The organism is Rothia endophytica, from assembly GCF_039543885.1.
Lineage (GTDB): Bacteria > Actinomycetota > Actinomycetes > Actinomycetales > Micrococcaceae > Rothia > Rothia endophytica.
Genome location: NZ_BAABKP010000001.1, coordinates 916,423 through 931,545, shown reverse-complemented (window position 1 = coordinate 931,545; position 15,123 = coordinate 916,423). Strand labels below are relative to the sequence as shown.

Here is a 15,123-nt window from a genome sequence, read left to right as displayed (position 1 = left end):
TCCGTCTTTAAAGATGGGCATCAAACCGTCTCATCTCATGCCTTTTCTATGAGTTGAAGCTTTAGCGGTATTTCCTTACTTTTGGGGTGCGAAGCAAGTTTCAACCGCTTGCTGGTAAGCAGCTAAGCAGTTGGCTCGCGCCGTCCTAGCTAGAGCTGTCCAGGTGAAATGGTCAAACCCATGAAAGCCACCCTCATACAGGTCATAAGTGACCGGCACCCCAGCGCCCTGAAGAGCCTCCACGTAGTCCACAGTTTCGTCGAGGAAGGGATCCTGCAAACCAATAAAGGTATAGGCAGGGGGCAACCCTTCAAAGGACTCTGCCCGTGCAGGTGCCGCGTAGGCTGGTGCCCTGTTACTTCCAAAGAGGTCACCCAGATAGAGTTCCCACGCGAGGCGGTTCTTGGTTTCATCCCAGACCAACTCCTCATTGCCCATCATGGACGGTGTGTCCATGCGGTCGTTCATCATGGGGTATAGCGGCAACTGGAAGGCAAGCTGCACCTCCCCCGTATCCCGGGCCTTAAGCGCCAGCGCAATCGCCAAACCGCCACCAGCACTCATGCCACCGATCAACAACTGATCCGGGTTAGTGCCCAACGTTCGCCAGTTATCGCGAGTCCACAAGAGCGCGGCGTAAGAGTCATCAAAGGCAGCCGGATAAGGCGCCTGCACCGAAGTGCGGTATTCAGGGGCGATCACCACGGTGTCAGTAGTCAGCACAAAATCAGCAATACTGCGCACTTCAGCCGAGGCACTCCCACGGGCATACCCACCCCCGTGCAACCAAAACAGAGCGGTGGAGCCGCGCCCGGCGTCCTCACCCACCCGCTTCTTGGCGCGGTAGATGTAGAGAGGTAACGGTCCCGCCGGGCCATCAATCATGATGCGGGAAATGTCAATCCGCCGGTGGGTGGGAACATCAATATCATGGGCAGTTGGCTTGCTTCTGGGCGCATCAACAAGCTCTGACACGGTGGAAAATCCAGTGTAGCGGCTTACCAGCCAACCGGGCAGTAGTAGTTCCTTATCGGTCTGCGGGTAGCGGGAGCTCAAGGTTGCCAGCCCCGCCCCAGTGGCACTCAGACCAGCAGCTAGCACGCCACCAGCAGCGAATAACCTTTTCTTAGCCGTCATTCTTATCTGCTCCTTCTGTTACCGCAGCTGTCACATCAGCACCACGCTGAGAGATCACCGTAGAAACGCCCTCTCGCATGGAAATACCGTACAGCGTATCAGCGCTACTCATGGTGCGCTGGTGATGTGTCACCATAATGAGCTGGGAAATTTCCTTGAGTCTCTCCAGGACCCCCAGCAGACGGCCCAGGTTACGGTCATCTAAGGCAGCTTCAACTTCATCCAGCACGTAGAAGGGCGCTGGTTTGGTCATAAAAATTGCCAGCAAGAGAGCCAGGGACGCCAGCGAGCGCTCACCACCGGAGAGCAGGGATAGGCGACTCACCTTTTTACCGGCAGGGCGAACCTGCAAATCAATACCGCTGTTCTGGGGGTCGGTTGGGTCAGCCAACACCAGCTGTCCCACACCGCCAGGGAAAAGCTCGGCAAAAATCTGTTCAAACTGTTTTTGCACCTGGGTGAAAGTTTGCTTAAAGGATTTCTCGATATGCTTCGAGATGTCTTTCATGACAGCGCGCAGGTCTGACCTGCTGTTCTTGAGATCCCTTATCTGCTCCTGCAGATAATCGTGCCGCTGTTTCAGTGCTTCGAACTCTTCTAATGCCAGTGGGTTGACGACGCCCAGACGCTTCAGTTCTTTCTCAGCAGCCGCCAGATTCTGTTCAAGCTGTTCACGGGAGACACACCCCTCAGTTGAGTCAGCTTCATCCAATGTGTCCTGATGTGCTGCAACAAGCACGTCTTTTAGACCCTGCCCTAGCTCATCAAAGGCGCGGCTCTCCAGGGCTTCCCATTGCGCTTCTAAACGGGCATGAGTAGCAGCCGCCTCGGCCTTTAGCGTCAAGGCGGCGGTAACACTCTTTTGGGCGCCATCGAGTTCCTGACGTACACCGGCTATCTCTTCGCGCAGACGCAACACGGCTTGCTGGCAAGCTTCGTGCTGCTGGTCTAGCTCCCCTAGGGAATCGGCCAGTGCCGCTAACAGTGCTTTTGCTGATTTTTGAGCTCTAACAGCCCGCGCGCGTTTCAGATGCCCTTCTTCTTCTCTTTTCTGTGCGCGCTCTTGGGCACGTTGAACAGCCTCAAGGGCTGTTTTCGCCTGGGCTACTCTAGCTTCGGCACTCTCTTGAAGTTCTACGAGGTGAGCATGCTCAGACTGAGCCAAGATCAGACGACGGCTCGTTTCGGTGGCATCTGCTCGTGCCTGCGTCAGAACCCGGGTGAGCTTTTCGCGCTGGTCGAGCGGTTTCTGGGCAAAGCAAGAATCCAGGGCGTCGATTGCAGCCTGCAGTTTAGTACCAGTTTCCTCAAGAAGATCGATCGCCCGTTGCGCTCTCTCAGATAAGCGTGAGGTTTCGGCGCCGGTCGTTTCAGCCCTGGCCTGGAGCGCGGCTAATTCAGAGCTGGCTTTAGCAAGGGCCTTTCGGTCAGCACCTAGGGTGCGGGCAATGCTCTGTTCTTCTGCCGCAGCTTCCTGATGGGCTCTCTGAGCGTCAGCATTTGATTGCTGGGCTGTTCGATAGGCAATCTGAGCTTCGTGGAGTTCTTGGGTGGCTGCCGCCAGCTGGCTATATAGTTCAACTGCCCCCGCACCATCTGCCGGGTAGAACACCGAGCTAGAGGTTCGCGCAGTAGCCTCTTGGCTCACCAGCCTTGCCTGAGGGTAGCGAATTATGAGCCTGCGAGCTTGAGCATCACTATCACAAAAAGCCAGATTGCCCAGTGAGATCAGCAAAAGCTGTTGGAGTGATTCAGGGGCTTCTACCAGGTCAGTAAAGCGATATACCCCCGGCTCAGCATAAAGTTCAGCTTGAACATCAAGTTTTGCTTCACCATCATGGTGGGGGTTGAAAAGTGCAGATACTGCCTGCTCAGGCTCTTTACCATCCTTACCGACCAGCGCAGAGGCCAGTTGCCCCAGGGCAACCCCCACTGCCTTTTCCCACCCCTTCTTGACGGTAAGGAGAGAGGCAACTTCTTCTGCTCCATCTGATGTAGCAGCAGCGATCGCGTCGCGCAGAGCGGGCTGGGTGAGATCATAACTCATCGCGGCTTTGAGGGCTTCGCATCTCGCTGACAGTGATTCAACTTCTACTTCAGCTTGATGGAACTGCTGTAGGCTGTTCTGCTCAGCTGAAGCCGCACGCACTCTTTCAGTCCGTGCTGAGGCTTCAGCCTCTACGCCGGCTTTGACCCTTTGCTTAAGTTCGGTAACAGTGTCCCAGGCAGCAGCTATTTCTTTCTCAGAGCCAGCCGCGTTATCCGCGAAATCTTCTAGCTCACCGCGGCGGCTTGCGCACTCCGCCTCAGCTCGGTCATGTGCTACACGGGCCAAAGCCAATTCACCGGTGAGTCGGGCGGCTTCCTCCCGGTAGATAGTATGTGACTGTTCGGTATGTTCCAGATTCTCGGTAGCTTCAATGAGGGTACGTTCAGCACCCTCCGCATTATCACGAGCAGCTTCTACCACCCCCTGGGCATTATTCAGCTCCTGTTCAATACGCTGAGCTTCCAGCTTTTCACTCACCCAAGCAGCCTGGGCCTTCTCCAACCGTTCCCCATCGTCGGCAGCAGAGCTACTCTTTTCTGCTTTCAAGCGTTCGCTAGCAATCAGCTCAACCGTTTGGGCACGATGCTGCACCGATTCAGCACGTATGAGCAGCTCCCTCAAAATGTCACGCTCAGCGGTTTTAGCTTTCTCTCGAGCAGCTAAGGTTTCCAGACGTTGAGTCAGCGACTCCCGTTTGAGATGAGCTTCCTCTTGTAGCACGCCAGTTCGTTCACTGGCAACAGTCTCTTCCTCACGCTTGCTTTCCAGTTGCTGAGCATCAAGTACCAGCAATTCTTTTTTAGCCGAGCGGACGCGGGTAGCCACAGCAGATGCCGAGCGGGCAGCCTCAGCCTGCTCCCGTCGTCCTTCTAGCTGCTGGCTTAGCTCACTAGCGACATCTTCAAGGCGGTCTAGGTTGCCTTTCATGGCTTCTAACCTGGTAGCAGTTTTACTCTGGCGCTTGCGGTATTTTACGAGGCCAGCAGCCTCCTCGATGAGTTCACGGCGATCAGCGGCTGAACCGTGCAAAATTTTATCGAGCTGCCCCTGACCTACCAGTGAATGGAGCTCTCTGCCTAAACCGGCGTCCGAAAGAAGCTCTTGCACATCAGATAAGCGGGCGGGGTTGCCGTTGATTTCATAGTCAGACCCTCCAGCAGAAAACATGGTGCGGGCAAGAGAGATTTCAGTATAGGGCAGAGCGAGCGAGCCATCCGTATTATCGATTACTAACTCTACCCGCGCACGACCCAGGGCTGGACGCCCAGAACCACCGGCAAAGATGACATCTTTCATTGAGCCACCTCTGAGAGCAGATGCGCCTTGCGCGCCCAGCACCCAGGCCAGGGCGTCCACCACGTTGGACTTACCCGACCCATTGGGCCCAACAATGGCGTTAAGCCCAGGTTCGAACTCAAACATCGTTACTGAAGCAAAAGATTTGAAGCCGCGCACGGATAAAGATTTAAGGTGCATCAGGAGCTTTCGGGTTGGTGACAGGTAGCAGGTTTTTCTGCGCTATCAACAGTACCCCAGCTCTATTTGCCCTACATCGATGTGAGAATCACCCGTCAGCTCAATTAAGCATATTAAAATTTTGGGGCGTAAAATATAAATTGGTTAAGCGCCTGCCCGTGTGGTGGGCGTGCATTTTCGCCCACCTGACATGCTAGAAGAGTAGATGACTGCCAACTCAGATATCCGTCACCGCAATGCGTCGCTGATTTCCATCACGCGAGTGCTACCCCCTCACACGGTGAGTAGTTCCTACTTTGATGAGCAGTTGGCTCAGACCTATCAGCGTCTCAAAATGCCTAAGGGGTTGCTGGAACGACTGGCAGGTATTACTGAACGACGTTCCTGGGGCGAGGGCATGACCTTTGAGGACGGCGCGGTGGCCGCCGGTGAGCAGGCACTCGCAGCTGCCGGTATCGATAAGGAGCAGGTGGGTCTGCTCATTAATGCTTCGGTAACCCGCGATAACTTTGAACCGGCTGTTGCCGTGGGTGTTCACGACCGCTTGGGGTTACCCCGCCATGCTCTGACTTTTGATATCACCAACGCCTGCTTGGGCTTTGTGAACGCTATGACGGTGGCATCGACTATGATCGATGCGGGCGCCATTGACTACGCCCTGATTGTTGCTGGTGAGGATCCTTCACCGTGGCACGCCACTGCCCTGCGTCAGCTAAGCCGCCCCGATTCCACCCGTGATGATGTGCTGGCGCAATTTGCCACCCTGACCCTGGGTTCTGGTGCTGCGGCTGCAGTACTGGGACGCTCAGACCAGCACCCCAATGCCCATAAGATTGTGGGGTCAGTAACCCGTGCTGGCACTGAACACCGTGATCTGTGTGTTGGCGGCGAAGCGGATACGGGCATGAATACCGATGCGGCGGGCCTGCTCAAGCACGGTTTAGCGCTGGTGGCAGAGGCTTGGGAAGAGGCCTCCCAGAACGGCTGGGACTGGTCCAACATGACCTCCTACGTCACCCACCAGATCTCTAATGCCCATACCAATGCCATTATTGAGGCTGTTGATTTGGACCGCGAGCGCCTCCCCCTTACCTTCCCAATATGGGGCAACGTGGCTGCGGCCGCTCTTCCCATGACGCTGGCTGAAGATTCGGTCAAGTACAGCAAGGGTGACCGTATTCTCTGCCTGGGTGTTGGTTCTGGTTTGAATACCGCCCTGATGGAAATCACCTGGTAGATATTGTGTGAGGACGCCTACCCTGGCATGGCGCAAGGCACCTGGAACAAGGCACCTGGCGAAAAGTCGGGGCTGGTTACCTATAGAGGTTGAAAATGATTAAAAAGCTAACCCCCCACCCCTCTGACTGGCCCGGCGTTAACCCACAGTGGTCGCACACGCTGGCTATTCCCTCAACTGCTTCGGTTGAGGCTGAAGGTAGCGTGCGTACCTGGCACTACCTCGATAACCTTGCCGCGTTAAAATCCGCGGGTAAAGAGCCAGTGGGCACCGTGCTCTGTGTTCACGGCAACCCGACCTGGTCTTACCTGTGGCGGTCTGTAGTGGCTGCTGCCAGCGAAGGCGAGCAGCCCTGGCGAGTAGTTGCTGTCGATCAGCTAGAGATGGGCTTTTCAGAGCGCACGGGCTTGGCACGCTCACTGGCTGACCGCATTACCGACCTGGGCGACTTCACCGCCGCGCTGGGCCTTGACTCTACCGATTTACCGCTGGTTACCTTGGCTCATGACTGGGGCGGTCTCATCTCTCTAGGCTGGGCGCTGGGTCACCGCGATATTCTTTCGGGCATCATACTCACCAACACCGCAGTATTCCACAATTCAGCCGAGAAAATCCCGGTAGCCCTGCAGGCGGCTCTCTCCCCTACCCTCCACTCCTGGGCAACCCGAGGTTCCACCGCCTTCATTGATGTAACGCTGGGGCTAGCCCAGGCACCTGGCGGCCTGCCAGCAGAGGTCAAGAAAACCTATAAGCTGCCCTACACCACCGCTGAGCACCGCTGCGGTGTGCGCAATTTCGTGGCGGATATTCCCGCTACTGAGGCCGCGCCCTCCTACCGACCCATGCTGCGAGTGGCTGAAGGTATTAAGGGGCTGGACGTCCCTGCTCTCATGCTTTGGGGTACCAAAGATCCGGTCTTCCAGCGCCGCTACATGGCTGATGTGGCCACCCGTTTACCTCAAGCTGATATTCACCGTTTTGAGAATGCCAGCCACTTGGTGGCAGAAGACGAAGATATTGCTACCCCCATTCTTAAGTGGCTGGACCAGCACTTCATCAGCCAGCAAACAGCACGTTCTCTTCATGTGCAAGCTCGTGAACAGTTGAACCCAGTAAGCACTGATTACCGCCCGATGATTGCCGAGGTTGAAGCACGTGCAAAAGATACTAGTCTCGCTGTAGTAGATATGGACGCCGCCGGTGACGGCACTTCCGTTGCCCGGCAGCTCACCTGGCAGCAGTTGGACGCCGAGGTCACCCGAATAGCCGCAGGCCTGCATAAGCTGGGCGTGCAGCGCGGTGACCGAGTAAATCTTCTGGTGACCCCCGGTATTGATTTGACCGCGCTCATGTACGCCTGCCTCAAGCTGGGAGCTGTGATTGTGGTGGCTGATACCGGTCTGGGGCTCAAGGGTATGACACGCGCACTTAAGGGAGCCCGCCCCACCTGGCTCATCGGTATCCCCACTGCCCTCGCTGCGGCCCGTTCCCTGGGTTGGCCCGGGACTCGTATCGCCGCTACGTCGCTCAAGCCGGCTGCAGCCCGTGCTCTGGGAGTTGTGGGGTCAGTGACCGACTTTGAGACGCCCTCTACTTTCGAACTCACCTACCCGCAACCTGATGCGGACGCCGCGATTCTTTACACCTCGGGCTCTACTGGTCCGGCTAAGGGTGTGGTCTACACCCACCGTCAGTTGGCTGCCATGCGTGATGCCATTGCTGGCACCTACGATTTAGCGGCGGGCAACGGTCTAGTAGCTGGCTTCGCGCCTTTTGCCCTGCTGGGACCTGCACTGGGCGCCACCAGCGTCACCCCCACCATGGATGTCACGAAGCCTAAAACTCTCACCGCTTCAGCCCTGGCATCGGCTGCGGCAGCTATCGACGCCACTACTGTTTTTGTCTCCCCTGCGGCCATTATGAACGTCATTGCTACCGCAGGTGACCTCAACACCCAACAACGGGAGGCCCTGGGCAAGGTAGGCACGGTGCTCTCAGCTGGTGCTCCCATTACCTCCGCCCTCTTGGCTCAGCTGCAGGACATTGTGCCAGCAGCTGCCCTGCATACCCCCTATGGCATGACCGAGGCTCTGCCGACCACCGATGTCTCCTTTGAGACGATTCAGCAGGCAGAAGCGGACGCCGCAGACGGCATGCTGGGCGCTGGCGGGGGTGTCTGCGTGGGCAGTCCTGTCTTCGGTGCACGAGTGCAGATTGCTCCTTTGCTCGCCGATGGCTCTGCCAGTGCTGAGGTCACGGAAGAACCCAGTGTGACAGGCGAAATCTTGGCCTCTGCACCCCACGTAAAGGATCGTTACGACACCCTCTGGGTAACTGAAGGTGTCTCTACCTCAACCCCCGGGTGGCATCGCACCGGCGATGTGGGGCACTTTGATGCCGCTGGTCGCCTCTGGGTTGAAGGGCGTCTAGCTCACGTGCTGGTCACCAGCCAGGGAGTGCTGACCCCCGTTGCCCTGGAACAGGCAGCAGAGCTGGTACCCGGTGTCCGCCGAGCTGCCGCCGTTGCCGTGGGGCAGACAGGCGCGGCGTCCCCGGTGATTGTTGCCGAGGTTGGCCCTCGCTTTGAGGGTAAGAAAACCCGAGCCGGCCGGGCACCTGTCGAACTGACCCGGCGGGTGCGCCAGGCGGTACTTGAACAGACCGGTGTCGAAGTTTCTGCAGTACTGATGGTCGCTGAGCACCCCACCGATGTGCGCCATAACTCCAAAATTGATCGCCCGGTACTAGCCACCTGGGCTCGCAAGGTATTGGCTGGCAAGAAGGCTCGCGTGGGCAAGGGAGTAATCGCATGGTAGTCTCATTGCGCCCCATCACCGTATCAGATATCGCGCCGCGCCTCGGTGAACGCGTACTACTCACTGGCGCTTCAGGCATGTTGGGCAAAGAAACCGTCTTTGCTCTGCTGCGAGCTGGCTACGATGTTCGAGCTTTCCAGCGAGGGGATGCTGGCATCGCTGAGTTACTGCCGGAGTCAGTCACCGATCGTTTTTCGCAGGTACGCGGCTCGGTCAATGACGCAGCTGTGCTCAGCCAAGCCTTAGATGGTGTGGATGGGGTCATTCACATGGCCGCTAAGGTATCGGTGGTCGGTGACTGGGCTGACTACGAGCGAGTCAATATTGAAGGAACCCGTACGGTGCTGGACGCCGCGCGGGGAGCCGGTATCCGTAAGTTCCTCAATACGTCCTCACCCTCGGTTGCCCATACCGGCAGCGCCATTGAAGGTGAGGGTAACCCACCGGCATCCCCCGAGCATGCCCGGGGTAACTACGCCCGTTCTAAGGCAGCAGCTGAGCAACTAGCACTGAGCTACGATTCAGCCGATTTCTGGGTGGGCGTCTTGCGCCCTCACCTAGTCTGGGGCCCCGGTGATACCCAGCTGGTCGAGCGTGTCCTTGAACGCGCCGCCGCCGGGCGTCTGCCCCTGCTCAATAATGGCACCGCCCTGATTGACACGCTCTATATTGATAACGCTGCGGACGCTTTTGTGCGCGGCTACCAGCGTCTCGAGCAGATTCACGGCACCCCGCTGGTGGTTACCAATGGGCAACCACGCACGGTAGCGGAGATTCTGGCTGGAATGTGCACCGCCTGCGGCGTGCCTGCACCCTCCCGTTCGCTCCCTGCCCGCCTGGCGGTGGGTCTCGGTCTGGCGCTGGAAAGAATCTGGTCGCTCCGAGGTACGGATGAGATTCCGCCCATGACAAGTTTTCTAGCCGAGCAGCTCTCGACCTCCCATTGGTTTGATCAGAGCCTCACCCAGCAACTGCTGGACTGGACGCCCGCAGTGAGCCTGGAAGAGGGCTACACTCAGCTGGGCATCTTCTACGGAGACCGGTTCAGCCGCTAGACCTGCACCTCGCACAAGGTGAGTAGCAGCGGATCTTAAGCCGCCGGCGGGCGTGAATCTCCTCATGAACGCTAGCGAACCGGGCGAGAGGGTCATCTGGCTGAGAGCACAAAACCATGGGTAAAGAACCGCTGTTTCCTAAACTTTACTGCCTCTTGGTCTACGCTGACAGTGAGGGCACCGGTAGGAGCTCCGCCCTCCGAAGGGTTCGCGTACCATGATGCTGGTGCGTCCCGCTTCAAGGCAGCGTGCGCACGGCTTGCCAGCCTGCCCGTAAGCGAAGAGGGATCGGTCGAAGTAACCTGACTCTCCGTTGACGTTGACGTAGAGAGCGTCGAAGCTGGTGCCACCCTGGGCAAGGGCGTCCTGCATCACCCGAGTGGCGCCGGCGATGAGTTCTCGGGTTTGGGCGGGGCTGAGCGTTTTAGCAGGCTTGGCATAGTGTAGACGGGCCCGCCAGAGCGCCTCATCTGCATAAATGTTGCCCACCCCTGAGATAACGGACTGATCTAGTAGAAGTTTTTTAATGCCGGTCGAGGTTTTCAGCATTTTGCTGCGCACCTCAGCCAGGTCAAAATGAGGGTCTAGCGGGTCACGAGCTATGTGAGCCACCGATGCCGGAATCAGCGGCAGATTCAGTGCACTAGAGGATGCCGCCGGAATCGGCTCTCCCTCGCGGTTAGTTGTTTCAACCAGAGAATCGAGGAACATTCCGCCGAAGATACGCTGGTCTACAAAACGCATGTCGAGGTCGCCGCTCTGCCCCGCTTCATCGGTGCCGCCAGCCAAATTGAGCACGATTTTTTGGTGTTTTTCAGCAGTCATCGCGGGTTCTTTGAGGAGCACCTGTCCGCTCATCCCCAGATGTATGACCAGGGCAAGCGGCTCCACCTGATTCTTGAGTACAGCTTCAGTATCACGGGCGAGCAAGACCCAAAGGTACTTACCCCGCCGGCAAATATCAGCGATAATAGCGCCTTCAAGCTGCTGAATAAAATCAACTGGACCGGCCAAGTGACGACGCACCGAACGTCCGTCCACCACGGTGACCCGCTCTATGGCGGCACCCAAGGTGTGCCCCGCAAGACCGCGGCGCACCACTTCAACTTCGGGTAATTCAGGCATACCTCTCCCCTTCTTTAGCTCACCCCTATTGTGCCTCGGCAGGTACTGCCAGCACAGAAAGAACGTGCCTGCTAGGCCCGAATACACCACTGAGGCGGTACATTCGAACGTACCAGGCACGTTCTTTCGATGAAATTTTATGGCGGAGCCATTATCAGCTGCCGTGAATAGCGTAGTAGGCGGCCTCAGCCGCTAGGCGCTCGGCTTCCTTTTTGCTCGTCCCCTGCCCGGTCCCCAGTTTCCTGTCTGCCAGGAGCACCGTTGCGGTATAGCGGCGGGCGTGGTCAGGGCCGGTACCCTCAACGCGGTAAACAGGCTCACCGGTGCCAGCGGCAGCGGCGTACTCTTGAATCTCGGTTTTCCAGTCGCGGCCAATATTCAGAGTTTTCTGGTCATCCAGCAGCTGCCCCACGTGTTCCAGCACCAGCTGGTGAGCGCGTTCGGGACCGTGGCTGATGTAAACCGCGCCGAAGACAGCCTCCATGGTGTCGGCAAGAATTGAGTCTTTATCGGCACCACCGGTCTTGGTTTCGCCCTTCCCCAGAAGGATGCAGGGACCAAGACCCAGCTTGCGAGCTAGAGCGGCGAGGGTTCGGGTGGAGACCACCACGTGGTGGCGCTTCACCAGCTCACCTTCAGCCAGGTCAGGGAACCTTTTATAGAGTTCGGAGGCGACCGCCAGTGAGAGCACCGAGTCACCTAGAAACTCTAGACGCTCGTTGTTGGGCACGTTTCCGTTCTCAAAGGAGTAAGAACGGTGAGTCATTGCTAGACGAAACGCCTCGGAGTCGAGACCGACACCGAGGCGTTTCATAAACTCTTGTGATTGAGAGTTGTTCATCAGCGCTAAACTTACGCGTCAGCTACCTTGCGGCCCTTGTACTCGTAGAAGAGTTCGGTGCCTGCAGAGTCAGTAACCAGCTTTGCCTGGTGAGGCAGGGAGTAGGTTACGCGACCGTTTTCAACGGTCTTGACCAGCTGAGGAGCGGACGCCTTCCACTGGGAACGACGTGCGCGGGTGTTAGCACGGGACATTTTCCGCTTGGGAACAGCCACAGCTATCTCTTTTCTCTTGAATTATCTTAAGTTTTATTTGTCGTCTGCATCGAGCAACGCAGAAAGCGAATTCCACCGCGGGTCTAGTACCTCGTGGTGATGCTCGGGGTCTTCCTCCAGGCGGATTCCACATTCGGAACACAAACCCTGGCAGGAGTCCCTGCAAACAGGCTGGAACGGCAATTGTAGAATTACGGCGTCCCGCAGTGCCGGTTCGAGATCAATTTCATCGTTCTCTACGGCGTACTGCTCATCTACTTCATCTTCGGGGCCACCTGAAGGTGCCTTCTCAAAGACAAAAAGCTCTTGGACATCGGCTGTTATATCAAATTCAACCGGGTCTAGGCAGAGGCTGCATTCACCGTTCATGGTGACAAATGCAGTACCAGTTACCAAGATACCATCTGAAACGGATTCCAGGCGCACATTGAGATCAATGTCGTCACCCTCTTCCGCTCCAATTAGAGCGTTACCAAAGTCAATTGGTGCTGGCACAACTTCTTCAAGGGTTTCCATGCTGCCCGGTCGTTTGCTGAGATCTCGCACGGAGATCTTCAGGGGCGATGAATCTTTTCGTGAAATGACGAACTCCCTCAAGAATGTTTTAAACCAAGAACCAATTCTAGGTGGCTAGCGGCGACTATTCAAGCCTGCTTTGGTTTTAACGCTGTTTCCCCTGACACAGTGGGGTGGTATGCCTTTGCCCTGCAAGAGGGTCAGCTAGCTTTGAGTGACTCCCTCGTCCTTATCTCCTGGCTCAACGTGTTTATGATCGATCTACTACTGGGCTTCGGCGAAGGCTCGCTGCACGGCCCGCGGAACGAAGGCGCGCACGTCCCCGCCGTACCCTGCAACTTCTTTGACGATGGTGGAGGAAAGGTGGTTATGTTTGGGGTCCCCGGCAAAGAATACTGTTTCGACACCGGAAACGTGCCGGTTCATGCTGGCCATGGGTGCTTCATATTCAAAGTCTTGGGCGTTGCGCACCCCTTTGACCATAAGGATTGATCCGCGTGAGCGTACGAAGTCGGCCAGGAGCATGTCAGTTGGCAGGGCTTCTACGGTGACATCGTCGAAAAGGGCGAAGGTTTCTTCTGCCATCGCGATGCGTTCTTCAAGGGTGAAGCGATAAGTCTTTTTGGCGTTGTGCGCGACCGCCACAATAACGCTGCCGTAGAGCTTTGCGGCGCGAGTAATGACTTCTACGTGACCGTTATGGATAGGGTCAAATGATCCGGGGCAGACTACCAATTGCATGCCTCCCAGCCTAGCAGTCTGAGAGATGGCTGATCATTATGTGACAGGGTGGGGACGCTGGAGCTTAGGTGTTGGGTACAGTGGAGTGAGTTTGTTACCGAGTTTTGCGAGGTTCTTGTGGTTCAGCGAGCGTATGAACGGGTGGGTCAGGCAGCGGGCCTGATGGGCGCTGATGGCTCTTGGCGGTCTACCATTTTTGAGGAAATCTCTGCTCTGGCTAACCAGCAGGGAGCCCTTAACCTGGGGCAGGGCTTCCCTGATACCGACGGGCCGGCGGTGATGTTGGACGCCGCAGCTGAGGCTATGCGCGCAGGGGCCAACCAGTACGCCACGATTGCCGGGCTGCCTGCCCTGCGAGAGGCTATCGCCCAGCACCAGCAGCGCTTTTACGATCTTGAGCTAAACCCCGAGACCCAGGTGCTGGTGACGGCTGGCGCCTCAGAGGCCCTGGCGTCTTCTATTGGCGCGCTCGTGGAACCGGGTGAAGAAGTCATCCTCTTTGAGCCTTACTACGACCTCTACCCTGCGGCAGTGGCTCTAACTGGGGCACACGTCACAACGGTACCGCTATTGCCTCCCACTTTTACGCCAAATCTGGAAGCTCTTGAGGCTGCGTTCAGCGAGCGCACCCGCTTGATTGTGGTCAATGACCCGCATAACCCCACTGGAGCAGTTTTTTCGCGGTCGGTTCTTGAGAAAATTGTGGCCCTGGCGCAGCAGTATGACGCGCTCATTTTGGCTGATCAGGTCTATGAGCATCTCTTCTACCCCGGTGTGGACTTTACTCCCATCCAGACTGTGCCCGGCGCCGCCGAGCGAACCCTGGCTGTATCGGCTATTTCTAAGACTCATTCCCTGACCGGTTGGCGGGTGGGCTGGGTCACCGGTCCGGCTCATCTGCTGGAAGCAGTACGTCCGGTCAAGGGCTATTTCTCCCACAGTGCCGCGGCTCCGCTACAGGTAGCTGCGGCAACCGGTGTGGCGTTGGGTGACGATTTCTACCGAGATTTTAGGGATAACTACACTGCTCAGCGTAACCTGCTGGTCACTGGCTTAGCAGGTTCACCCTGGCAGATGATGGAGCCCTCTGGCACCTTCTTCGCCATAGCCGATGTCTCTCAGGTTCTAGAGGCCAAGGGCTTTGCTGATGCGCAAGAGCTCTGCGCGGCCCTGCCCCAGTTGGCGGGGGTAGCACTCATTCCTCTGACCGCTTTCGTGACCGAAGGCTTCCGCCCGCAGGTTGCTTCCTACGTGCGCTTTGCCTTCTGCAAAAAGCCGGAGGTCTTACGTGAAGCGGTGAGCAGACTGCTGGCGTTTACCGCTCACTAGTTACGGGCGTCCTTAGCTCGCATCAGGTCAAGTGCAATTAGTGCACCCACCATGGCGAGGCGAACGGGCTCTGGTGCGTCGGGATCGAAGGACGTCGAGTAGCGGCTACGCCCGCGTAAACCGGCCACAACCCCGCCCCACTGACGGCTCACCTGGGCAGCTACCCTTTCGCCGGTGCGAATGGAGAAGTCGTATTCGAGGATGCTACCGGCTAGTTCCAGAGTCAGACCAGGCATTTCGATGCTCAAACGCTTGCGCATCATAGAGAATTGTTTCCGCACGTTAGCCAGCAAGGAGCCATCGGGGGTGATGAGTTCGTAGCGGTCAAAGCCCATGTCGAAGGGGTCCTTGATGTGAAGTAGAAGGTTACCGCGTTCATCGAGCAGGTCGAAGGTTCGACTTCCTCTAAACAGGCGTGCCCCGACCCCGCCGGTGGTAAGCACCTGACCGACCAGGTTGCCGGCAGCGTCCTCAATTCTGAAGTCGTTGCTCAGCATGCTACTGGTCTGCTGAAAAACCAGGGTGTTACTGGTCAAAAGCTGGGGAGTGTCATCGTTCTTGCTCATGCCCTTAGCCTAGCAAGAG

At 57.2% G+C, this 15,123-nt stretch carries 12 protein-coding genes; 4 read left to right on the top strand and 8 right to left on the bottom strand.

What is annotated here, in order from left to right; genetic code table 11:
* Positions 1–75: 75 nt before the first annotated feature.
* Together ABD982_RS04170 and smc are read right to left on the bottom strand one after the other, a co-directional pair.
* Positions 76–1,137, bottom strand: coding sequence for an alpha/beta hydrolase (locus ABD982_RS04170; RefSeq protein WP_345444981.1), 1,062 nt, complete (start codon positions 1,135–1,137; stop codon positions 76–78).
* Positions 1,127–4,663: a chromosome segregation protein SMC gene (gene smc / locus ABD982_RS04165; protein WP_345444979.1), complete on the bottom strand. Its 3,537-nt coding sequence runs from the start codon at positions 4,661–4,663 to the stop codon at positions 1,127–1,129. The genes ABD982_RS04170 and smc overlap by 11 nt, the downstream gene beginning before the upstream one ends.
* 205 nt (positions 4,664–4,868) lie before the next feature.
* Here smc and ABD982_RS04160 point away from each other — a divergent pair, with 205 nt between their 5' ends.
* From ABD982_RS04160 to ABD982_RS04150, 3 genes are all read left to right on the top strand, one after another.
* Positions 4,869–5,900: a 3-oxoacyl-ACP synthase III gene (locus ABD982_RS04160; RefSeq protein ID WP_251378933.1), complete on the top strand. Its 1,032-nt coding sequence runs from the start codon at positions 4,869–4,871 to the stop codon at positions 5,898–5,900.
* Between the two features lie 95 nt (positions 5,901–5,995).
* Positions 5,996–8,716: an alpha/beta fold hydrolase gene (locus tag ABD982_RS04155; RefSeq protein ID WP_345444976.1), complete on the top strand. Its 2,721-nt coding sequence runs from the start codon at positions 5,996–5,998 to the stop codon at positions 8,714–8,716.
* Positions 8,710–9,771, top strand: coding sequence for an NAD-dependent epimerase/dehydratase family protein (locus ABD982_RS04150; protein WP_345444974.1), 1,062 nt, complete (start codon positions 8,710–8,712; stop codon positions 9,769–9,771). The genes ABD982_RS04155 and ABD982_RS04150 overlap by 7 nt, the downstream gene beginning before the upstream one ends.
* A gap of 138 nt (positions 9,772–9,909) precedes the next feature.
* On the opposite strand, the gene mutM is transcribed toward ABD982_RS04150, so the two are convergent.
* The 5 genes from mutM to coaD all read right to left on the bottom strand — a co-directional run bounded on the left by mutM (position 9,910) and on the right by coaD (position 13,209).
* Positions 9,910–10,896, bottom strand: a complete 987-nt coding sequence (mutM, locus tag ABD982_RS04145) for a bifunctional DNA-formamidopyrimidine glycosylase/DNA-(apurinic or apyrimidinic site) lyase (protein ID WP_345444973.1) — start codon at positions 10,894–10,896, stop codon at positions 9,910–9,912.
* 154 nt (positions 10,897–11,050) lie between these two features.
* Complete coding sequence (gene rnc / locus ABD982_RS04140) at positions 11,051–11,710, bottom strand: ribonuclease III (protein ID WP_345444971.1); 660 nt, start codon at positions 11,708–11,710, stop codon at positions 11,051–11,053.
* 38 nt (positions 11,711–11,748) lie between these two features.
* On the bottom strand, positions 11,749–11,952 hold the full coding sequence (gene rpmF, locus ABD982_RS04135; RefSeq protein WP_237203960.1) for a 50S ribosomal protein L32: 204 nt from the start codon (positions 11,950–11,952) through the stop codon (positions 11,749–11,751).
* Between the two features lie 33 nt (positions 11,953–11,985).
* On the bottom strand, positions 11,986–12,468 hold the full coding sequence (locus tag ABD982_RS04130) for a YceD family protein (protein ID WP_346873239.1): 483 nt from the start codon (positions 12,466–12,468) through the stop codon (positions 11,986–11,988).
* Positions 12,469–12,732: 264 nt separating this feature from the next.
* On the bottom strand, positions 12,733–13,209 hold the full coding sequence (coaD, locus tag ABD982_RS04125) for a pantetheine-phosphate adenylyltransferase (protein WP_345444968.1): 477 nt from the start codon (positions 13,207–13,209) through the stop codon (positions 12,733–12,735).
* A 117-nt stretch (positions 13,210–13,326) separates the two neighbouring features.
* Between coaD and ABD982_RS04120 the strand changes: the two genes are divergently transcribed.
* Entirely contained in the window at positions 13,327–14,538 is a 1,212-nt protein-coding gene (locus ABD982_RS04120) for an aminotransferase class I/II-fold pyridoxal phosphate-dependent enzyme (RefSeq protein ID WP_345444966.1), read from the top strand.
* On the opposite strand, the gene ABD982_RS04115 is transcribed toward ABD982_RS04120, so the two are convergent.
* Positions 14,535–15,104, bottom strand: coding sequence for an LURP-one-related/scramblase family protein (locus ABD982_RS04115; RefSeq protein WP_251378941.1), 570 nt, complete (start codon positions 15,102–15,104; stop codon positions 14,535–14,537). The genes ABD982_RS04120 and ABD982_RS04115 overlap by 4 nt on opposite strands.
* Between the last annotated feature and the right edge of the window lie 19 nt (positions 15,105–15,123).

Bases quoted from the DNA above. Each gene is read 5' to 3' on its own strand.
- ABD982_RS04170 (WP_345444981.1), bottom strand. From the start codon at position 1,137: ATGACGGCTAAGAAAAGGTTATTCGCTGCTGGTGGCGTGCTAGCTGCT.
- smc (WP_345444979.1), bottom strand. From the start codon at position 4,663: ATGCACCTTAAATCTTTATCCGTGCGCGGCTTCAAATCTTTTGCTTCA.
- ABD982_RS04160 (WP_251378933.1), top strand. From the start codon at position 4,869: ATGACTGCCAACTCAGATATCCGTCACCGCAATGCGTCGCTGATTTCC.
- ABD982_RS04155 (WP_345444976.1), top strand. From the start codon at position 5,996: ATGATTAAAAAGCTAACCCCCCACCCCTCTGACTGGCCCGGCGTTAAC.
- ABD982_RS04150 (WP_345444974.1), top strand. From the start codon at position 8,710: ATGGTAGTCTCATTGCGCCCCATCACCGTATCAGATATCGCGCCGCGC.
- mutM (WP_345444973.1), bottom strand. From the start codon at position 10,896: ATGCCTGAATTACCCGAAGTTGAAGTGGTGCGCCGCGGTCTTGCGGGG.
- rnc (WP_345444971.1), bottom strand. From the start codon at position 11,710: ATGAAACGCCTCGGTGTCGGTCTCGACTCCGAGGCGTTTCGTCTAGCA.
- ABD982_RS04130 (WP_346873239.1), bottom strand. From the start codon at position 12,468: ATGGAAACCCTTGAAGAAGTTGTGCCAGCACCAATTGACTTTGGTAAC.
- coaD (WP_345444968.1), bottom strand. From the start codon at position 13,209: ATGCAATTGGTAGTCTGCCCCGGATCATTTGACCCTATCCATAACGGT.
- ABD982_RS04115 (WP_251378941.1), bottom strand. From the start codon at position 15,104: ATGAGCAAGAACGATGACACTCCCCAGCTTTTGACCAGTAACACCCTG.